Consider the following 20618-nt stretch of genomic DNA (forward strand, 5'->3'; position numbering starts at 1 on the left):
GAATTACGCGCGTAAGTATACTGCAATTAAGGACAATAGATAAAGAGCAGATAATGATGACAAAGACCTATCTTTTCACTAAAGTGGACAAATTGATAAAGAGTTGTACTTCAAACTGATACGGAAAATCTACCTTATGGTGAAAAACAACAATAAAGGACAAGCTTTATGACGGGTCGCTTTAAATCCCTAACATGGAAGCAAACTAACCTCGTTGTTTTTACTGCGTTATTTTTTGCCATCGCTATTTTTATAGTTGAAATAGCCCTTGTTGTATTATCAACAAAACAGCAGCTCACCACCACTCAACAAGAATTACTTAATTCAGTTGAGCAACCCGCGGCTAATGCGGTATGGGCTCTTGATGACAACTTAGCGAGACAAACCCTAGAAGGCGCCATCAAAGTTGAGCATGTTGGCTCTGCCGTTATCGAACTTGATGATGGTTCAATGTTTGTCTCTGTCAGCAATACTAAAAGTAATAATTCTCAGACGTTTGTAACGCTGAGTAATAAACTCTTCGATGAATTAAAAGAAATATCCCGACCTTTGTACCGCCCCTTCTATTTTGAAGGAACACAAAAACAACAGCTCATCGGTACTCTGACTCTTTTCTATGATACTCAAGAGCTAACAGACACTCTCTTTTCACAACTCAAACTCGGTTTCTTCGCAACTTTGGCGCGAGCCCTCTTACTCACCCTCGTGTTATCGGTTGTATTTCATCGTTTTCTAACCCAACCCATCGCGAGGATCAGTGAAGCTATTGATAAAATTGACCCCGACTCACCGGATGAAAATCTGCTTCCAGTGTCCAATGCACACAAAGATGATGAGCTCGGTTTAGTGACGTCAAAATTTAATCAGATCCTTATTCAATTTAGTCAAACGCAATCAAAACTACGTAAGATGGCAACAAGAGATCCGCTCACAGGACTGCCAAACCGTACACTATTACTCGAAACGATTGCCGTTACTATCCAACGGTCGCGTGTACACAAACGTAGCTTTGCACTCATGTTTATCGATTTAGATCGTTTTAAAAATATTAATGACTCTCTCGGTCATGCACTCGACGATCAGTTTTTAGCTCGTATTGCACGCATTCTTGAGCGTGTTGTCGGTGATAAGGGAACGGTGTCACGCCTAGGTGGCGATGAATTTGTTATTTTAGCCGATGCCGTACATTCACCCGACCAAGCTGCCGACTTTGTCGATAAACTTCTTGTGCAACTTAATGTGCCCATTCAATTGAATGAACATGCGATTCACCCAGCGGCATCCATTGGCATTTCAATTTATCCCGAAGATGGCAATAGTGCCGAAGATCTAATCCGTCATGCCGATATCGCCATGTATAGTGCAAAAGCGGCTGGTTCAAATCAATGGGCCTTTTTTAAACAGCAAATGACAGAGCGTGCTGCGGTAAGATTGCGCACCGAGGCATCACTACATGATGCTTTAAAAAATAATGAATTTCTGCTCTATTTCCAGCCTAAACTAGACCTACAAACAGGTAAAGTCACTGGCTGTGAAGCCTTAATTCGTTGGCAAAAAGATGGGCGCTTGATTAGTCCTATGTCATTTATTCCTGTTGCAGAAGAAACTGGGATCATTATTCCTATTGGCCGCTGGGTGATAGAGCAAAGCTGTAAAACATTAAGGGAATGGCAAAAAAAGTATCACTTCGCGATCCCCATCGCTATTAATGTTGCATCACAACAATTTGCTGATGCAAGTTTAGTATCTGATATCAAACAAATGGCGTTGCGCTACCAAATTCAACCAGAGTTACTCGAAATTGAGATTACAGAAACCTCATTAATGAATGATATTGAGTTGGCCATCAATAAGCTTGAGCAACTCAAGTCGGCAGGTTTTGGTATCGCCGTTGACGATTTTGGCACAGGTTATTCTTCGCTATCCTATCTACGTCATCTCCCCATCACCATTATGAAAATCGACCGTTGTTTTGTATCCGATTTACCGGAAGACAGCGCAATTGCATCGACAATTTTGATGTTAGGTAAGCAACTTAATCTGACCATTGTGGCAGAAGGGATTGAAAATGAATTACAGTTAGACTGGCTTAAGGAAAACCAATGTCAGATAGGCCAAGGGTTTTATTTTAGTCAGCCATTACCGCAAGCAGAATTTGAAACCTTATATATCGCCAGCCAAACTGCAACAATCACAAGTATCGACAGCAGAGCATAGGCAAAACGGTATAACTTAATCTGCGCGCAATAAAAAAGGAGGCTAAGCCTCCTTTTTTACGTTAGTCGACGTGAGATTAACGACGTAGACCTAACTTTTGGATCAGTGCAGTGTAACGCTCAGCATCTGTACGCTTCAGGTAAGCAGTTAACTTACGACGCGCGCTAACCATGCGTAACAGACCACGACGTGAGTGGTGATCGTGGATGTGCTCTTTGAAGTGATCTTGCAAATGGTTGATTTGTGCAGTTAACAAGGCAACTTGAACTTCAGTTGAACCTGTATCGTTTTCGCCGCGGCCAAATTCAGCCAGGATTTTTGCTTTCGCTTCAGTACTTAGTGACATGTGTCTCTCCAAATATATAGTATGAATCTCTAGCCGATCACTAACTCAGCCAGAGGGCGCGCTATTCTACCCATAATCCAACCCTAGCGCAATAAAAAGGCGGGCGTATTTCGAATTGGCAGAATGAATTAATCTGTGACTATCGGCTCGTCATGGATCACTATGAGCCGTTTCGGCGCCAAAAGGCCATCATCATTCATTGCACCAATACCAACGAATCGATGCGCATCCCCTAAGGTGATACGCACTAATGTGTCAGCTTTTAGACCTGTCACACGTACCGCTTGGCCTTGCATCAAATAAGCCGCACTCGCTTCAGGCACATTGACCTCAGGAAAGTCAGCCACTGCCGTATCCATGGGTAATAAGAGAGGATCGAGTAATACACTCGGATCTATCTGTTGTTCATGTGCTTGGGTGACAAGTGCTTCGAGCTGTTCTAGTGTAACCATTTTGGCATAGGGATACTGTGCAACTTGAGTTCGTCGCAACATAATCACATGGGCGCCACAACCTAACATTTCACCAAGATCATCAATGATGGTGCGAATATAAGTCCCTTTAGAGCAATGAATGTCTAAGGTCAACTCATCACCTTCAAGACTGATGAAATTAAGCTCAAATACCGTAATAGGGCGAGATTCTCGCGGCACTTCTATGCCTTCACGCGCATATTTATACAGAGGCTGCCCCTGATATTTCAGCGCGGAATACATAGAAGGCACTTGCTGAGTGTCACCACGAAAGTGCTCAAGCGCACTCAGTAGTTGCGCCTCAGTAAATGTAACTGGGCGCGTCTGAACCACTTCACCATCTGAATCACTGGTATCGGTACGCTCGCCCAGTTTTGCTGTCACTAAGTAACGTTTATCAGCATCTAATAAGTGCTGGGAAAACTTAGTCGCTTCACCTAGGCACACAGGTAACATACCTGTCGCTAACGGATCGAGTGCGCCCGTATGCCCAGCTTTATTCGCATTAAAAAAGCGCTTTACCCTTTGCAAGGCAAAGTTAGAACTCATGCCAGTGGATTTATCCAGTAACACTATCCCATCGATAAAACGGCCTTTCGGACGACGAGCCATTAATCTTTACCTTTTGTATCATCTGTATCGTCGGTAGCATCCTCATCTTCATTGAGGACTTCATCTGCGCTACCAAACTGCTGTTGTTTTGCCTTGTCTTGGTTGATGACTTGGCTAACGAGGTTAGACATACGCATCCCCTCAACCAATGAACTGTCATAAACAAAACGTAGCTCAGGCATAACACGCAGCTTCATACGGCCCGCCACTAAGGTACGGATGTAAGGGGCTGCGCTGATGAGAGCGTTCAGCTTTTCTTGAACGACAGCTTTGTCTTCCTCGAAGAAAGTCACAAAGACTTTGGCATAACTGAGATCGCGTGAGACGTCTACGTCATTTACGGTAACAAAGCCAATACGAGGATCTTTCATGTCGCGTTGTAACACCTGAGCAAGTTCTTGCTGAAGTTGCTGTGCTATACGACGTGTACGACTGAATTCTTTTGCCATAATATTTGTACCATAGCTAATGTCATTAAATCGAAAGGGCGGCTAATGCCGCCCTCCTTATCGTTAAAGTGTACGTGCCACTTCGACGGTTTCGAATACTTCGATTTGGTCGCCTACGCGAACATCGTTGTAGTTCTTAACGCCAATACCACATTCCATACCATTGCGAACTTCGGCAACGTCATCTTTAAAGCGACGTAAGGATTCGAGTTCACCTTCGAAGATAACCACGTTATCACGCAGTACGCGAATAGGTGCGCTACGCTTGATGGTGCCTTCAGTCACCATACAACCGGCGATTGCACCAAGTTTCGGCGACTTGAACACATCACGTACTTCAGCCAGACCGATAATTTGTTGTTTGAATTCAGGAGACAGCATACCTGTCATCGCCGCTTTCACTTCATCAATCAAATTATAGATTACGCTGTAGTAACGTAGGTCAACACTTTCACTCTCGATAACCTTACGTGCTTGTGCATCAGCACGCACGTTAAAGCCTACCATGATCGCGTTAGACGCTGCCGCTAAGGTTGCGTCGGTTTCGGTCAGTGCACCTACACCGCGAGCGATGATGTTCACTTTCACTTCGTCGGTAGACAGACCCGTTAATGAGTCTGTAATCGCTTCGAGTGAACCTTGAACGTCCGCTTTCAGAACGATGTTCAGCTCTTTCACTTCGCCGTCAGTCATGTTCGCGAACATGTTTTCTAGCTTAGATTTTTGCTGACGCGCTAATTTAACATCACGGAACTTACCTTGACGATACAGGGCAACTTCGCGAGCTTTACGTTCGTCACGTACGACGGTTGCTTCATCACCGGCTGACGGTACGCCAGACAGACCCAGAATTTCAACAGGAATTGATGGACCCGCTTCAGTGATTGAACGACCGTTCTCGTCTTTCATTGCACGGATTTTACCGTACTCTAAACCACATAGAACGATATCACCTTGGCGCAGTGTACCTTCTTGAACCAGAATCGTTGCAACAGGGCCGCGACCTTTATCCAGTTGGGATTCAATCACCACACCCGCAGCCATACCATCACGTACCGCTTTAAGCTCTAATACTTCAGCTTGCAGCAAGATACCTTCAAGCAGATCATCAACACCTTCACCTGTCTTAGCCGATACGAAGGCGAACATGTTATCTCCGCCCCAATCTTCAGACATCACGCCGTGTTGTGACAGTTCGCTCTTAACGCGATCGATATCCGCTTCCGGCTTATCCATCTTGTTCACGGCCACGATTAATGGCACGTTACCGGCTTTAGCATGTTGAATAGCTTCGATAGTTTGTGGCATTACACCGTCATCGGCAGCCACAACCAGTACCACGATATCCGTTGCCTTGGCACCACGAGCACGCATGGCGGTAAACGCGGCGTGACCAGGAGTATCAAGGAAAGTAATCATGCCATTTTCGGTTTCAACATGGTATGCACCGATATGCTGCGTAATACCACCGGCTTCGCCAGCAGCCACTTTAGCGCGGCGAATATAGTCGAGTAACGAAGTCTTACCATGGTCAACGTGCCCCATGATAGTTACAACTGGCGCACGAGATTCTAGCTTGATGCCATCTTCGTCATCACGATCTTGCAGCACTTGGTGCTCAAGTTCATTTTCACGGATAAGCACCACTTTGTGACCCATTTCTTCGGCAACTAGCTGGGCAGTCTCTTGATCTAACACTTGGTTGATCGTAACCATTGAGCCCATTTTCATCATCTGTTTGATGATTTCAGTCGCTTTAACGGCCATTAAATGCGCCAGTTCAGAAACGGTCACTGTTTCACCAATACGCACATCACGGCTTACGGCAGCGACTGGCTTGTTAAAGCCATGGGCCATAGACTCAGGCGCAGTACTGCGGTTGCGCATATGCTTTTCACGGCCATCACGCGCATCTTTGCCACCACGTTTTTTAGCGTTGCTCTTATTACGAGCACGACGTCCACGTTTTTCTTCATCCAGATCAGAGGTATCTTCAGCGGCACGAGCCACTTTAGAGGTAGTGATGTGATGATCGCCGTTTCTTTCGGCTTCTAGACGCTGACGTTCTTCTTCTGCCCAACGCTTAGAGTTTTCTTCAGCTAACAAACGGGCCTTTTCAGCCGCTTTCGCCGCTTCTTCATCTTGCTTACGTTTAGTTGCTGCTTCTTGAGCCGCTTTAAGACGTTCAGCCTCTAGACGCGCTGCTTCTACTTCTGGTGAAGACTCTTTAGTCACTTTTACTTCTGCCGCCGCTTTGGCCTTTGCCTTGGCTTCAGCTTCTGCTTTTGCCTTAGCTTCTGCCTCAGCTTTCGCTTTGGCCGCTTGAGCCGCTTCCGCTTCGGCCTTTGCTTTTGCTAATGCTTCAGCTTCGGCTTTCGCCTCTTCTTCTGCTTTTAGCACTGTGTCATTCACATCGCGTTTAACAAAAGTACGGGTTTTACGCACTTCCACTTTAACGTCTTTAGATTGACCACCATTACCCGCCACGCTCAGGGTTGATACCGTTTTGCGTTGCAGCGTCATCTTAGTCGGTGCACTATCAGCACCGTGCTGCTTTTTCAGATAATCGAGTAACTGCTGCTTTTCGGCTTCAGATACGTTATCGGCTTGGCCTTTCTTAATTCCTGCCTGAGAGAATTGCTCTATCAGACGTTCAACACTTTTACCCACTTCCGTGGCCAATTTCTCTACGGTAGTATCTGCCATCAGTTAAATCCCCCTGTTGATCGACTTATGCTTCTTCGCCAAACCAACAGATGTTGCGGGCAGCCATGATGAGCGTACCTGCTTTTTCTTCTGTCAATTCTTCAATTTCGATCAAATCATCAATGCCTTGTTCAGCCAAGTCTTCTAGAGTCACAATACCTTTGCTTGCTAAAACATAGGCTAAGTGTCTTTCAACACCTTCAAGTGCTAACAACTCATCACTTGGCTCCACACCATCCAGTGCTTCTTCAGATGCGAGCGCTCTTGTCGAGATCGCAGCTTTTGCACGTTCACGTAAAGCTTCAACGAGATCCTCGTCGAAACCGTCTATCGCCAATAATTCAGACACAGGTACATAAGCGACCTCTTCAAGCGACGTAAAGCCCTCATTCGCTAGTACTTGTGCAAAATCTTCATCGACATCCAGTGAATTAATAAACAGACTCACCACTTTGGCACTTTCAGCCTGATGTTTCTTATTCATGTCTTCCACTGTCATTACGTTCAGTTCCCAACCCGTAAGTTGAGTTGCTAAACGTACGTTCTGGCCATTACGTCCAATGGCTTGTGCCAAACTATCAGCCTCAACCGCGATATCCATTGAATGGTTATCTTCGTCGACGATGATAGAAGCTACATCAGCTGGCGCCATGGCATTGATCACATATTGTGCTGGATTATCATCCCACAATACGATATCAACACGCTCGCCACCCAGTTCATTTGATACAGCTTGTACACGTGCGCCGCGCATGCCAACACACGCACCGATAGGATCGATACGGCGATCATTCGACTTAACCGCGATCTTAGCGCGTGCGCCTGGATCACGGGCTGCGCCCATGACTTCGATCAATTCATCAGCGATTTCAGGTACTTCAACACGGAAAAGCTCAATCAGCATTTCGGGTTTAGTACGGCTTAGGAATAATTGTGCACCGCGAGCTTCTGGACGTACTGAGTACAATAATGCACGCACACGGTCACCAGGGCGGAAAGATTCGCGTGAAATTAAATCTTCACGGAACAGCACGCCATCAGCATTATTGCCTAAATCGACCACGACACTTTCACGGGTTGCTTTTTTCACAACGCCAGTGATCAGTTCACCTTCTTTATCTCTGAACTGCTCAACCACTTGAGCACGTTCAGCTTCACGTACCTTTTGTACGATCACTTGTTTGGCGGTTTGAGTCGTAATGCGGTCAAATACAACAGACTCGATATCGTCTTCGATAAACTCACCCGGTTGAATATCCGGATTTTCATAACGAGCCGCCTCAAGCGTAATCTCGCGAAATGGGTTTTCTAAGGCTTCACCGTGATCATCAACGACCATCCAACGGCGGAATGTCTCATAGCCACCCGTTTTGCGGTCAATCGCAACGCGGACATCAATATCGCCATCGTATTTTTTCTTGGTTGCAGTAGCCAGAGCGATCTCTAGCGCTTCAAAAATTTTCTCGCGTGGAACGGCCTTTTCATTTGAAACCGCTTCAGCGACTAGCAGGATCTCTTTATTCATCTCGTCTTGCCTCGTTCACCTTGAAACTATCAAAACTTAGCGATTACGTTGCCTTTACGGATATTATCCAGGGCGACAACTAGCTCTTTACCATTCACATTCAGTGAGAGCATTTGCCCTTCGACCTTTGTAATGGCGCCTTTTAAATTACGACTGCCCGCGACGGGCATAGTCAGTTGAACTTTTACATCTTCCCCTACATAGGCTGCATACTGCTCGGCAGTAAACAACGGCCTATCCACACCAGGTGAAGAAACCTCTAGGGTATATTCGGTCGAAATAGGGTCTTCAACATCGAGTACAGCACTGACTTGGCGGCTGGTATTAGCACAATCTTCGATATTGATACCATTTTCACCGTCGATGAACACGCGCAGTATTGAATGTTTACCCGCTTGAACATATTCAATGCCCCAGAGTTGAAAGCCTAATGCTTCCACAGGCACTTTGAGCATTTCTGCCAGTCTGGATTCTAATGTTGCCAAAATTGACCCCCGGAAAAAACAAAAAAGGGCTAAATAGCCCTAGTAAAACGTCGTAAAGAATATATACGACAAATTTAAAAGTCCTAGATAACAAAAAACCCCGTAATCACGAGGTTTTTAGTGTCAAGAACCTGTAAACCATAACGAATTCAAACACTATTCGTTACTAGGAGCTGGTTGCGGGGGCCGGATTTGAACCGACGACCTTCGGGTTATGAGCCCGACGAGCTACCATGCTGCTCCACCCCGCGTCAACTGTGTGCAAGTATATTGACTATCGTCTTTTCTTGCAATAACTAAGACTGAACTTACATCGTCAATCTTAATTATATTTGGTGCCGAGAGCGGGACTTGAACCCGCACGACCGTTAGGCCACAGCCACCTCAAGGCTGCGCGTCTACCAATTTCGCCACCTCGGCGACACCTTTTACTAGTCAGGAATTTTTGTTTCTGACTTTTCAGTTCCATCTTGAACAGGTTGAGTGACCTGTTCAGTATCTGAACCTAAATTTTTCCATGAATCTTCATTTTTTGCGTGGTTTGCACTTAAGTTACCGATAATCAGACTTAAGGTAAAAAACGCAATGGCAAGAATCGCCGTAGTGCGTGTCAGAAAATTACCTGAACCGCTTGAACCAAACAGAGTACCTGATGCACCGGCGCCAAACGAGGCCCCCATGTCAGCTCCCTTACCTTGTTGAATTAAAACTAGGCCAATTAACCCTAATGCAACCAACAAGTAAATAACTAGTAGAACTTCATACATATTATGCGCTCATCGCTATGGTACACAGACTTAAAAACTCGCTAGAGTTTAAGCTAGCACCGCCAATCAGTCCACCATCAACATCAGGTTGGGCAAATAAATCTGCAGCATTACTCGGTGTCACACTACCACCGTAGAGAATCCTGATATTTTCTCCAATAAATGGAGATACCTCAGAGAGACGTTTTCGAATAAACGCATGAACTTCTTGAGCCTGCTCTGGTGTAGCGCTTTTACCTGTCCCTACTGCCCATAATGGCTCGTAGGCGATAATGGCGTTATCAAAAGCCATAGTGCCATTTTTCTGGATCACTATATCCAACTCTTCCGCAATCACCTCGAAGGTACGTCTTGCTTCACGCGCTGGACCTGACTCTCCCACACACAATATTGGGGTTAAGCCGTGCTTTTGTGCAGCGGCGAATTTCTCCGCTACAATATTACTCGTCTCTCCGTACATACGGCGACGTTCTGAATGCCCGATAATCACATATCGACATCCTGAATCTTTTAGCATCTGACCTGAAACTTCTCCGGTATAAGCGCCAAAGTCGTGTTGACTTAGGTTTTGTGCGCCCATCCTAACAAGTGAACCGTCTAACGCTTCCTTGTTTGCTTCTAGCAGTTGCCTAACGCTCTCTAGATAGATAGAAGGCGGGCATAAAACCACTTCAGCTGAATCATTTTGGAGCTTAGAGGCAAATTTTTTGAACAACTCTTGTGCTAATGCCGCACTGCCGTTCATCTTCCAATTGCCAGCTACCATAGGACGTCTGAGTGCCATCACTGTCTCCTCTGAAAGCGGCGTGAATAATAGCGAACCACTTATTAAGTTACAATAGCTAAATTCGATTTTTTTCAGTTACCTGGTCGGGATGCTTACTTTTTACACGACCAAGCTATTTTCTGTTCATTTGTGCAGCTAACACCTTCATTTTAAATTGGTATCAGCCGCACTCATTACAAAATAGGAAAATATCAGCTTGCCGATTTTACCGCATCCGCAATCAAATTTGCGTGCGCCAATACTGCACTATGATCATCACCTTCCACCATGACACGGATCAAAGGTTCAGTGCCTGACTTACGTAATAGTACACGACCACGTACGCCCAATTGAGATTCAACCTGTGCCTGCGCCGCTTTAACTTTATCAGACTTTAGGGGATCGTGTTCGCCTTCAAAGCGCACATTGACTAACACTTGGGGTAGCATTTCCATCGCAGAGGTCAATTCTTCTAGCGTGGCATTCTGACGACGCATGGCCGCTAACACTAAAATCCCCGCAATAATACCGTCACCCGTCGTACCATGGTCAAGGTTAAGAATATGCCCTGAGTTTTCACCACCGATGCGCCAGTCAAGTTCTTTAAGTAGTTCCATCACATAACGGTCGCCCACTTTCGAACGCGCAAAGGGGATATCTAATGCTTGCAAGGCGAGATCGAGCCCAAGGTTTGACATTAACGTACCAACAACACCACCGCGTAATACGCCACGGGATTTCGCATCACAGGCTAGAATATATAAAATTTGATCGCCGTCGATGACTTCGCCTTTGCTGTTGACCATCATAATACGATCACCGTCACCGTCGAGTGCGATACCTAAATCGGCACTTTCGGCCAAAACGGTTTCACAAATCTTGCCCATGGACGTTGCGCCCACTTTATCGTTGATGTTCATCCCGTTGGGTTTATCACCAATGGCAATCACCTCGGCGCCTAGCTCACGAAACACAGCTGGCGCTATGTGATAAGTTGCACCATGGGCACAATCGACCACAATTTTTAGCCCAGTTAACGTGTGTTCTGCAGGAAAATTACCTTTGCAATACTCAATATAACGGCCACGGGCATCTTCAATACGCGATACCTTCCCCAATAGATGCGACTCAACACAAACGAGGGGCTTTTCAAGCTCGGCTTCAATTTCTAGCTCTAGGTTATCGTCTAACTTACTGCCGTCGGTGGAGAAAAACTTAATACCGTTATCGTAATACGGATTGTGTGACGCGCTGATCACCACCCCAGCTTCGGCGCGAAACGTACGCGTCAAATAGGCTACAGCTGGCGTTGGCATTGGTCCCATTAACATCACATTAAGGCCTGCAGCAGAAAGGCCCGCTTCTAATGCTGACTCAAACATATAGCCCGAAATACGGGTATCTTTACCTATAATCACCTTTTTGGTACCACTGCGGGATAACACGCGCCCCGCCGCCCAACCTAACTTAAGCGCAAGCTCAGGCGTCATTTGACCTGAACCGACCTTTCCCCGAATACCGTCAGTTCCAAAAAATTTACGTTCTTTCATATCGCTCCACAAACTCAAATGTGTCCCAATGATTTGGGATCATAATATTAATTAAATGCTTAACGAGAGCATAACGATGCTTAAAAATACGCTTGTGTCGCTTGTAACACCTTGAGCATATCCACAGTTTGCGCAACATCATGCACGCGAATGATATGAGCGCCTTTTTGGGCCGCTATCAAAGCGCCAGCAAGGCTCCCAGCAAGACGTTCAGAGGTCGGTTTTGCTAAGAGATTTCCTATCATGCTCTTACGAGATAATCCTATTAATATCGGTAAATCAAACTTGGAAAAATGGTCTAGTTTTGCCAGTAATTCATAGTTATGTTCTAAACTTTTGCCAAAACCGAATCCCGGATCGAGTATTAATAACTCACGGGAGATCCCCGCTCGCAAACAAGTTTCAATCCGTTCAGTTAAAAAGGCAGAAACGTCTTCAATAACATTATGGTAAGTCGGAGAAAACTGCATGCTTTGGGGGTCACCTTGCATATGCATCAGACATATGGGGACTTGCAACTCTGCGGCGGCTTCAAGCGCACCAGGTTCCATCAGGGCACGCACATCGTTAATCAAATGTGCGCCTGCAGCAACAGCTTGACGCATCACTTCAGCTTTACTGGTATCGACCGAAATCCACACATCGTGGTGCGCCGCAACATATTTCACTAACGGGATCACCCGAGCAAGCTCATCGGCTAAGCTCACCTCGGCGGCACCCGGTCTTGTCGACTCACCGCCAATATCAATCATTCCCGCGCCTTGAGCCACCATATCATCGGCATGTTGGCAGGCTAATTCATAGGAAGAATATTGACCACCGTCGGAAAAAGAATCGGGAGTGACATTAAGAATACCCATCACAATGGGCGAAGATAATGCGAGGCGTTTAGTGCCAGCAATCAGTTCAAACACGCATTTACTCCTGTAATACGAACACTTACGATTTTACTCGCTGGCATCACTTGCGTCATTACTTTTAAGCTATCACTTTCTATTCGAACTAACTAATGTCAAAGGACAAATATCTGTCGTGATAGACAATATTAATGACAGCGCCGTCAAATTGCTAACAAGGTAAAACAAGAAAACCCCTTTACGGGGTTTTCTTTGGTTTCACAACACGTTATTTAGCTGGAGATTCATCAGGATCTTTCAGTTCTGGCTCAACAGGTGCTGCAATAACACTGTCTTCCGCTTTCGCAACTGGTTCACCATGGCCATTGCCTTTATCGTTAGAACCATTGTCATCCACTTGCCAATCGGCAGGCTGACGCACTTCCCGACGATTCATCAAATCATCAATTTGAAGTGAATCAATGGTTTCATACTTCATTAAGGCTTCTTTCATTGAGTGCAGAATATCGAGGTTATCCGTCAATATCTGTCTCGCTCTAGCGTAGTTTTTGTCGATAAAGACTTTCACTTCTGCATCGATAATAGTTGCCGTTTCATCGGACATGGCTTTGGCTTTACCCATACTACGGCCTAAGAACACTTCACCGTCTTCTTCAGCATACAGCAATGGACCTAGCTTGTCCGAGAAGCCCCACTGAGTCACCATGTTACGCGCAATAGATGTCGCGTATTTGATGTCCTGTGATGCGCCAGTCGACACTTTGTCGCTACCGTAAATGAGTTCCTCTGCTAAACGACCACCGTAAGCGACTGAAATTTGGCTTTCTAACTTGCGACGGCTTTGACTGACTGAGTCTGCTTCAGGTAAGAAGAAAGTCACGCCCAGTGCACGACCGCGAGGAATGATAGTCACCTTGTGCACAGGATCGTGCTCTGGCACTAAACAACCCACAATCGCATGACCCGCTTCATGGTAAGCGGTCATTTCTTTTTCGGCTTCAGACATCACCATAGAGCGGCGCTCAGCACCCATCATGATTTTATCTTTTGCACGCTCAAATTCTTCCATGCCTACAACTCGGCGATTTCCGCGAGCCGCAAACAGGGCAGCTTCGTTCACTAAGTTAGCTAAGTCAGCACCCGAGAAACCTGGTGTACCACGGGCAATAACGCTTGCCTTTACATCTTCTGAAAGCGGAACTTTACGCATATGCACTTTCAAAATCTGCTCACGGCCACGAACGTCAGGTAAGCCAACGACCACTTGACGGTCAAAACGCCCCGGACGTAATAGCGCAGAATCGAGTACGTCTGGACGGTTAGTCGCCGCGATAACGATAACGCCTTCATTACCTTCAAAGCCATCCATCTCAACCAGCATTTGGTTCAGTGTTTGCTCACGCTCATCGTGCCCCCCACCTAAACCCGCGCCACGTTGACGACCGACCGCATCAATTTCATCGATGAAGATGATACAAGGTGCAGACTTTTTCGCTTGTTCAAACATGTCACGCACACGGGATGCACCGACACCAACAAACATTTCAACGAAATCCGAACCCGAGATAGTGAAGAAAGGTACTTTAGATTCGCCCGCAATGGCTTTTGCCAGCAAGGTTTTACCTGTACCAGGAGGACCCACCATCAGCACGCCCGTTGGAATACGGCCGCCCAACTTTTGGAATTTAGTCGGATCGCGCAGGTAATCAACCAGCTCTTTCACTTCTTCTTTCGCCTCGTCACAACCCGCAACATCGGCAAATGTCGTTTTAATCTGATCTTCGCTCATCAGTTTGGCTTTACTCTTACCAAAGGACATTGCGCCTTTGCCACCGCCGCCTTGCATTTGGCGCATGAAGAAAATCCATACCCCGATAAGCAATAACATCGGGAACCAAGAGATGAAGATTTGGGTTAAGAACCCTGACTCTTCGGCTTCTTGCCCCTTCATTGTGATGCCTTTACGATCAAGATCATTAATTAAATCTTGGTCATATAACGGCATGATAGTAGTGAATTTTTCACCAGTCCGTTTAGCACCTTCAATAGTACGTTGATCGCTCTTAACCTCGACCGTAGCAACCTGCCCATCACGAACATTGTCTAAGAAGGTAGAATAATCCATCTTCTGCGATGACGAAGAAGAGGGGGAGTAACCCTGAAACACTGACATCAGCACAACGGCGATGACAACCCAGAGTATTAGATTTTTTGCCATGTCACTCAAATTACTAGACCTCATAAAGTCTTGCGATGATTAACGCTAGAGTACTACAACTTGTACCCTGTCGCCACAAGATAGACTTCCCGGGAACGCGCCCGCGAAGAGTCTGGTTTACGTGTTTTAACTACTTTAAACGCTTCTTTAACCGCTTTCATGTATTCGTCAAAGCCCTCCCCCTGAAAGACTTTCACCGCAAAACTCCCATTAGGTGCCAATACTTGATGACACATATCTAAGGCGAGTTCCACTAAATACATAGCACGCGGTTGATCGACACCGTCTGAACCACTCATGTTAGGCGCCATGTCTGACAACACAACGTCAACCTTATCTGCACCGACGCGGGTAAGCAATGCTTCAAGGACTTTTTCTTCACGAAAATCCCCTTGCAAAAAGTCTACCCCAACGATGGGATCCATGGGTAAAATATCACAGGCGATAACCTTTCCCCTATCTCCAACCAACTTAACCGCTACCTGTGACCAGCCACCTGGTGCTGCTCCCAGGTCGACTACCGTCATACCAGGGCGAATAAGTTGATCCTTTTGCTGAAGTTCTTCAAGCTTAAACGCAGCGCGAGAACGCAATCCCCGTTTCTGTGCTAGTTTGACATAATGATCATCAAAGTGTTCCAGCATCCAGCGATTGGAACTGGCCGTACGTTTTTTACCTGACATTTAAAATCCGCAACAATTGAGAGTTACACAAGGGCTATATAAGGGTAGAATAGCCGTTTTTCAACAGTAACTCAGCAAAAGTTGGTAGAAATGAACTTAACAACCAAACAAAAACAGCATTTAAAAGGTCTAGCGCATCCGCTAAAGCCAGTGGTGCTGCTTGGTGCCAATGGATTGACTGAAGGTGTACTCGCTGAAATTGAAAGCGCACTCGCTTATCATGAATTGATTAAAGTGAAAGTAGCCTCTGCCGACAGAGAGCTAAAAAATGCCATCGTTGATGCCATAGTACGTGAAACTCAATCCGCAAAAGTGCAACTTATTGGTCATATTCTGGTGATTTATCGTCAATCGCCGGAAATGAAGATTGCTCTGCCAAAGGCAAAGTAATTTTTCTTAATTTTTATTGTGTTAACAAAGAGGCCACTCAATTGAGTGGCCTCTTTGTTTTCGCTTTACATTGAACGATTAAGGCGTATCTGAAATGACTTGCACCTTATAATGCTCTGGCGATAAACCTAACAGTTCAGGTAATGAAGTACCAACAGAAATAGATGAGAATGTTCCCGTTAAAATACCGATAAACATGGCAATCGAAAACCCCTCCAGCGGCCCACCACCCATGATCCACAGTGCACCAACCGTCATTAAGGTGGTCCCTGATGTCACCATAGTGCGGGAAAACGTCGCCACAATCGCTTGATTATTAATCTCTTGAATCGCAAGTTTTGGCTTAGCAATTAATAACTCACGAATACGATCAGCAATGATAATCGAGTCATTTAAGGAATAGCCTAAAATCGCCAGCACAGCAGCGAGCACAGTTAAATTAAACTCCATCTGCGTCAGCGCAAAGAAAGCAAGCACAAAAATCACATCATGCACTAACGCGAATAGTGCACCAGAAGCAAGCCGCCATTCGAAGCGATAACTTAAGTACCCCAAAATACACAGCATAGCGACTAGCAGTGCTAAACCACCCTGCTCTGCCAATTCTTTACCTACCTGCGGGCCAACAATACTGGTATTTAGCACTTGTATCTCGCCCAGTGGCGCTAAGGTTTGCGCAATATCCACATTGCTTTGTGCAGTGTCAGCATAACGTAACACCCAACGCCCCGGCTCACTGGCCGAAACCACACTGACCTCTTGTTGATAAGCAGCGTTGAGTAAAGGTTGCAACTCACTGCTGGTAATTTTTCTATCGATCTGCACTTCGGTGACCACACCACCGGTAAAATCTAAGCCCCAGTTAAAGCCCTTCACGCCGATAATGGTTAACGATGCCAGCATTAAAAAGATCGAAATCGCGCTCGAAATATAGCGCCACAGAGTTAATTGACCCGTTAGATTGATATTTTTCATGGTTATACCCTCACATGACGGCTAGCATCACGTCCATAAACTAAGTTGATCAAGGCCCTTGAAGCAAAGATACCGGTAAACATGCTGGTCAATAGACCTAGACCTAAGGTCAAGGCAAAACCTTGGATCGGACCGTTACCAATGGAATAAAGCACAACAGCGGTGATCATCGTGGTGAAGTTAGCGTCGAAAATGGTAGAAAATGCGCTATCAAACCCAGTATTAATCGCCAGCGCGAAACTGCGACCTTCTTTTAACTTATCTTTTATCCGCTCGAAAATCAGCACGTTAGTATCAACCGCCATACCCACAGTTAACACTAGGCCGGCAATACCGGGTAAGGTCAATACAGCGCCAGGGATAAGCGCCAGTAAACCAAACAGGATCACCATATTGCTAATCAGTGCAATATTTGCCACCCAACCGAGACGGCGATACCAAAGCGCCATAAACAACAAGGTAATACCCATACCCAAACCGAGCGCGGCAAAACCGTTTTCAATGTTTTCAGCACCTAATGTCGGACCAATGGTGCGCTCCTCAACGATAGTCACAGGCGCCGTCATAGAACCCGCTCGCAGTAACAGAGCTAATTGTTGTGCTTCTTGGTAGGTGCCCGCACCAGTGATGCGAAAACGATCCCCAAGCTGAGATTGAATGGTCGCGACGCTGATAATTTCTTGAGTTTGCTTGGCTTTACCTTGCTCATCACGGCTGTATTCACTGTAAGACGTCGCCATAGGCTTACCAATATTGGTACGGGAAAACTCGGACATTTTCTGCCCGCCGACACGGTCAAGATTTATGTTCACCTCGGCCATACCCATCTCGCCTATGCTTGCCCTCGCATCGACAATATGATCGCCACCCAGCACTGGTGTGCGACCAACATAAACCGAATTACCTGACTTATCTTTAAGTACCATAGCATTCACAGAGCCAGACTCTTTCACCTCGAAGAAAGCCAAGCTCGCTGTAGCACCAATCACGTTTTTAGCGGCGGCAGGATCTTGTACTCCAGGCAATTCAATCCGAATTCGGTGCTCGCCTTGGCGCTGCACTAAGGCTTCAGTGATGCCAAGTTCTTCAATACGACTACGCATAACCTGCAGGTTTTGCTGCACGGTTAAATTACGCAATTTCGTTTGTTCTTCTTGGCTCAACTTAATCTGTAAACCAGCATCATCTGCATTAGATGACTGCCAATTGGGATAGGACTGTTTCATCATCTGACGCACGGCCGCGCGAGCATCATTATCAGGCAAGGTTACATTCAACTGGCTGCTTTGATCCAAATGCACGCTAGCGCCACGAATGTTCTGCTCACGGATAAATTGGCGTAGTGAATCGACAAGTGCTTCTGCCTGAGTTTGATACACAGGTTCAACATCCACATCGAGTAAGAACTGTACGCCACCGCGTAAATCGAGCCCCAGCTTAATCGGCTGAAAGCCTAAGTTTTGTAACCAACTTGGCGCCGCACTGGCAAGGGATAAAGTCAACTCTTTTGGCTCTGTCACCATAGAAGAAACCAAAGTTTTGACTAAGGTTTGTTGGCTATCCTCATCGAGGACAATTAAGGTTTCACCATTCTTTTGGTCGATACGTTTTACCGTCACGCCTTCAGCTTGCAGCTTATCTCGAAGGGCAACAGGCGCGAGTGTTAACCCCGCCTTCGCGCCCACTTGCACTGCGGCATCCTCACCATAAAATGTTGGCAAGGCACTGAATAACATCACAATGAGAGTAACAACCAAGACTACGTATTTCCAGGCTGAATAGTGATTTAACAGCCGTTGATTGGGTTTTCTTTCCATGGGATTAACTCGCTATTTATCGCTCAGCATTTGAGTCAAATCGCTAAACGAACATATTGATATCAGTCCGAAACATGTTATTAAGTACCAGCAGCTAAGCTCGTAAGGCTCAAGTCATCACGCCCTATTTAGCCGCAAACAAAAGTTTCGGTGAGAACAAAAATGCAATGGTATGCAAGCTCAACGGGAGCAGACTCCAGTTGATGGCACACCTAAATAGGCGAATTAAGCGGCTTGTTGGCTAAATCGATATTGAAGATTGGAGACTTTCCAACCCGAAATTCGCGCAGGGGAAGATACAGCCGAAAGCGTCCAATCGGATGTGATATCAAGCTTGGGCAATTCCACGATATTAGGCGCGGATTCTGAAGTAAAATCCAGTGCGAGCAAATATTCCGGCTTGACCTCTCGCACATCGTGCTGGGCAAGACTGATAAATCGCGCCGAATTTATGGGGGCAAAATCTAAGTCGTCCGAATGGCTAACATAATCAGAACTCGGACAAGGTGATGGCAAGGATGCCAAATTTGCGCTGGCTAGATTAATATCATGAGTATTCAATGAACTGCAGTTTTCAACAGTTTGCGCATTAGACAGGGCTATGGGGCTTATATCTGAAGGGCGATGAGGAGCAGTGTTTGGTTTTAGATTGTGTGTTGATACATGCTGCATCAAAACATGCTGGTGAGTTGCATCACTGCGCTGCACATAGTTTTTTTGAATATTGGCAGCCGAGTGGGCAATCAACATGATCGCCACGCAAACTAACATCAATCCCGTCCACCAATGCTTTACCAAAGCTTGCCCTCTAAAAACACAAGAAAAATCATTAAAATTAAAATAACATTTTAGTTGATGATGAAAAAAGTGGTTCTAAATACGCAAAATCAACAATATATCTATATGCTAATGTTGATATCGCGAGCTTTGAAGCTTAAGTAAAAACTGACCAAGAGACAAATTAATCTTTATCCATCTTATCTATTTATTCTTGACCAAAGCCATGGATGAAGGCGCCAGTTCAAGTCCTAAACAAAGATACACACTTTAACTAGCGGATAACAAAAACCGCCCAAAGGCGGTTTGAGAACAACAACGAGCCACACTCAAGCATGTTAAGCAGGCTATATATATTGTACGGAGATGATTTCGTAATCGGTTACTCCGCCTGGAGTGGTAATAGAGACCTCATCACCTTCATTTTTACCCACAAGACCACGGGCAATAGGTGAATTAACCGAAATCAGATTCTCTTTAATATTAGCTTCATCGTCACCGACGATACGATAAGTCACTTCAGCATCGGTATCTAGGTTTAAAATGGTGACTGTGGCGCCAAAAATAATCCGGCCGTTATTCACCATCTTAGTCACATCGATGATCTGCGCATTAGAGAGTTTTCCCTCAATATCCCGAATACGGGCTTCACAAATACCCTGCTCTTCACGGGCCGCATGATATTCCGCATTTTCTTTTAGGTCACCTAATTCTCTGGCTGAGGCAATCGCTTCAGTGATTTTTGGGCGACGCTCAAACTTGAGAATATCTAACTCTTTACGCAGCTGCTCTGCACCGACAACTGTCATAGGAACCTTAGTCATAACTTCTTTCGTCTCCTTTAAAACAAAAGCAACCCGTGCCAACGCTGAGGTCAGCACAGTCAAATGAAGGTGGAATTGCGCTATTCTAATCGTTATGCGCTTTTGATGCATCAAGAACGATGCGTTCACGCAGCTTACCCAACCTGAAGCAGAGTTACCAGCATTGAAATTCAAATCTGTA

Annotated in this window: 18 protein-coding genes and 2 tRNA genes; 2 read left to right on the top strand and 18 right to left on the bottom strand. The window is 45.7% G+C overall.

Features of this window, described 5'->3' with window-relative positions; genetic code table 11:
* Nucleotides 1–168: 168 nt before the first annotated feature.
* Entirely contained in the window at nucleotides 169–2217 is a 2049-nt protein-coding gene (locus MZ182_RS15325; protein WP_248065713.1) for a putative bifunctional diguanylate cyclase/phosphodiesterase, read from the top strand.
* Between the two features lie 76 nt (nucleotides 2218–2293).
* Here MZ182_RS15325 and rpsO read toward each other — a convergent pair whose 3' ends face one another.
* From rpsO to rlmE, 14 genes are all read right to left on the bottom strand, one after another.
* Nucleotides 2294–2563, bottom strand: a complete 270-nt coding sequence (gene rpsO / locus MZ182_RS15330) for a 30S ribosomal protein S15 (RefSeq protein WP_011788446.1) — start codon at nucleotides 2561–2563, stop codon at nucleotides 2294–2296.
* Nucleotides 2564–2691: 128 nt separating this feature from the next.
* A complete protein-coding gene (truB, locus tag MZ182_RS15335) occupies nucleotides 2692–3648 on the bottom strand; it encodes a tRNA pseudouridine(55) synthase TruB (protein ID WP_011788445.1) in 957 nt (318 codons plus the stop codon).
* Complete coding sequence (gene rbfA, locus MZ182_RS15340; protein WP_014611112.1) at nucleotides 3648–4097, bottom strand: 30S ribosome-binding factor RbfA; 450 nt, start codon at nucleotides 4095–4097, stop codon at nucleotides 3648–3650. Before rbfA ends, truB begins: the two co-directional genes overlap by 1 nt.
* A gap of 63 nt (nucleotides 4098–4160) precedes the next feature.
* The gene (infB, locus tag MZ182_RS15345) at nucleotides 4161–6803 is read right to left on the bottom strand and encodes a translation initiation factor IF-2 (RefSeq protein ID WP_011788443.1); all 2643 of its coding nucleotides are present in this window, start codon (nucleotides 6801–6803) and stop codon (nucleotides 4161–4163) included.
* 25 nt (nucleotides 6804–6828) lie between these two features.
* Complete coding sequence (gene nusA / locus MZ182_RS15350; RefSeq protein WP_011788442.1) at nucleotides 6829–8328, bottom strand: transcription termination factor NusA; 1500 nt, start codon at nucleotides 8326–8328, stop codon at nucleotides 6829–6831.
* A 29-nt stretch (nucleotides 8329–8357) separates the two neighbouring features.
* Entirely contained in the window at nucleotides 8358–8813 is a 456-nt protein-coding gene (rimP, locus tag MZ182_RS15355) for a ribosome maturation factor RimP (protein WP_011788441.1), read from the bottom strand.
* A 174-nt stretch (nucleotides 8814–8987) separates the two neighbouring features.
* Nucleotides 8988–9064, bottom strand: a tRNA-Met gene (locus MZ182_RS15360).
* An 82-nt stretch (nucleotides 9065–9146) separates the two neighbouring features.
* Nucleotides 9147–9233, bottom strand: a tRNA-Leu gene (locus MZ182_RS15365).
* A gap of 11 nt (nucleotides 9234–9244) precedes the next feature.
* Nucleotides 9245–9580 carry a preprotein translocase subunit SecG gene (gene secG / locus MZ182_RS15370; RefSeq protein ID WP_011788440.1) on the bottom strand — a complete coding sequence of 112 codons (336 nt, stop codon included), beginning with the start codon at nucleotides 9578–9580 and terminating at the stop codon, nucleotides 9245–9247.
* 1 nt (nucleotide 9581) lies between these two features.
* Nucleotides 9582–10364 carry a triose-phosphate isomerase gene (tpiA, locus tag MZ182_RS15375; RefSeq protein WP_006082720.1) on the bottom strand — a complete coding sequence of 261 codons (783 nt, stop codon included), beginning with the start codon at nucleotides 10362–10364 and terminating at the stop codon, nucleotides 9582–9584.
* Between the two features lie 194 nt (nucleotides 10365–10558).
* Nucleotides 10559–11896, bottom strand: coding sequence for a phosphoglucosamine mutase (gene glmM / locus MZ182_RS15380; protein ID WP_014611115.1), 1338 nt, complete (start codon nucleotides 11894–11896; stop codon nucleotides 10559–10561).
* A gap of 80 nt (nucleotides 11897–11976) precedes the next feature.
* Complete coding sequence (gene folP, locus MZ182_RS15385; protein WP_011788438.1) at nucleotides 11977–12810, bottom strand: dihydropteroate synthase; 834 nt, start codon at nucleotides 12808–12810, stop codon at nucleotides 11977–11979.
* 211 nt (nucleotides 12811–13021) lie between these two features.
* Complete coding sequence (gene ftsH / locus MZ182_RS15390) at nucleotides 13022–14995, bottom strand: ATP-dependent zinc metalloprotease FtsH (protein ID WP_248065712.1); 1974 nt, start codon at nucleotides 14993–14995, stop codon at nucleotides 13022–13024.
* Between the two features lie 29 nt (nucleotides 14996–15024).
* Nucleotides 15025–15654, bottom strand: a complete 630-nt coding sequence (gene rlmE / locus MZ182_RS15395; RefSeq protein ID WP_011788436.1) for a 23S rRNA (uridine(2552)-2'-O)-methyltransferase RlmE — start codon at nucleotides 15652–15654, stop codon at nucleotides 15025–15027.
* 90 nt (nucleotides 15655–15744) lie between these two features.
* Between rlmE and yhbY the strand changes: the two genes are divergently transcribed.
* A complete protein-coding gene (gene yhbY, locus MZ182_RS15400; RefSeq protein ID WP_006082725.1) occupies nucleotides 15745–16044 on the top strand; it encodes a ribosome assembly RNA-binding protein YhbY in 300 nt (99 codons plus the stop codon).
* Nucleotides 16045–16122: 78 nt separating this feature from the next.
* Here the strand turns inward: yhbY and secF are convergent, their stop codons facing one another.
* The 4 genes from secF to greA form a co-directional block, all read right to left on the bottom strand.
* A complete protein-coding gene (gene secF, locus MZ182_RS15405) occupies nucleotides 16123–17019 on the bottom strand; it encodes a protein translocase subunit SecF (protein ID WP_011788435.1) in 897 nt (298 codons plus the stop codon).
* A 2-nt stretch (nucleotides 17020–17021) separates the two neighbouring features.
* A complete protein-coding gene (secD, locus tag MZ182_RS15410; protein ID WP_248065711.1) occupies nucleotides 17022–18836 on the bottom strand; it encodes a protein translocase subunit SecD in 1815 nt (604 codons plus the stop codon).
* A 225-nt stretch (nucleotides 18837–19061) separates the two neighbouring features.
* On the bottom strand, nucleotides 19062–19607 hold the full coding sequence (locus MZ182_RS15415; protein WP_248065710.1) for a hypothetical protein: 546 nt from the start codon (nucleotides 19605–19607) through the stop codon (nucleotides 19062–19064).
* A 353-nt stretch (nucleotides 19608–19960) separates the two neighbouring features.
* Entirely contained in the window at nucleotides 19961–20437 is a 477-nt protein-coding gene (gene greA, locus MZ182_RS15420; protein ID WP_011788432.1) for a transcription elongation factor GreA, read from the bottom strand.
* Nucleotides 20438–20618: the final 181 nt, after the last annotated feature.

This window comes from Shewanella sp. JNE2 (assembly GCF_023159115.1).
Lineage (GTDB): Bacteria > Pseudomonadota > Gammaproteobacteria > Enterobacterales > Shewanellaceae > Shewanella > Shewanella putrefaciens.

Excerpts from the sequence above, each read along its gene's own strand:
- MZ182_RS15325 (WP_248065713.1), top strand. The coding sequence starts at position 169 with ATGACGGGTCGCTTTAAATCCCTAACATGGAAGCAAACTAACCTCGTT.
- rpsO (WP_011788446.1), bottom strand. The coding sequence starts at position 2,563 with ATGTCACTAAGTACTGAAGCGAAAGCAAAAATCCTGGCTGAATTTGGC.
- truB (WP_011788445.1), bottom strand. The coding sequence starts at position 3,648 with ATGGCTCGTCGTCCGAAAGGCCGTTTTATCGATGGGATAGTGTTACTG.
- rbfA (WP_014611112.1), bottom strand. The coding sequence starts at position 4,097 with ATGGCAAAAGAATTCAGTCGTACACGTCGTATAGCACAGCAACTTCAG.
- infB (WP_011788443.1), bottom strand. The coding sequence starts at position 6,803 with ATGGCAGATACTACCGTAGAGAAATTGGCCACGGAAGTGGGTAAAAGT.
- nusA (WP_011788442.1), bottom strand. The coding sequence starts at position 8,328 with ATGAATAAAGAGATCCTGCTAGTCGCTGAAGCGGTTTCAAATGAAAAG.
- secG (WP_011788440.1), bottom strand. The coding sequence starts at position 9,580 with ATGTATGAAGTTCTACTAGTTATTTACTTGTTGGTTGCATTAGGGTTA.
- tpiA (WP_006082720.1), bottom strand. The coding sequence starts at position 10,364 with ATGGCACTCAGACGTCCTATGGTAGCTGGCAATTGGAAGATGAACGGC.
- glmM (WP_014611115.1), bottom strand. The coding sequence starts at position 11,896 with ATGAAAGAACGTAAATTTTTTGGAACTGACGGTATTCGGGGAAAGGTC.
- ftsH (WP_248065712.1), bottom strand. The coding sequence starts at position 14,995 with ATGAGGTCTAGTAATTTGAGTGACATGGCAAAAAATCTAATACTCTGG.
- rlmE (WP_011788436.1), bottom strand. The coding sequence starts at position 15,654 with ATGTCAGGTAAAAAACGTACGGCCAGTTCCAATCGCTGGATGCTGGAA.
- yhbY (WP_006082725.1), top strand. The coding sequence starts at position 15,745 with ATGAACTTAACAACCAAACAAAAACAGCATTTAAAAGGTCTAGCGCAT.
- secF (WP_011788435.1), bottom strand. The coding sequence starts at position 17,019 with ATGAAAAATATCAATCTAACGGGTCAATTAACTCTGTGGCGCTATATT.
- secD (WP_248065711.1), bottom strand. The coding sequence starts at position 18,836 with ATGGAAAGAAAACCCAATCAACGGCTGTTAAATCACTATTCAGCCTGG.
- MZ182_RS15415 (WP_248065710.1), bottom strand. The coding sequence starts at position 19,607 with ATGTTAGTTTGCGTGGCGATCATGTTGATTGCCCACTCGGCTGCCAAT.
- greA (WP_011788432.1), bottom strand. The coding sequence starts at position 20,437 with ATGACTAAGGTTCCTATGACAGTTGTCGGTGCAGAGCAGCTGCGTAAA.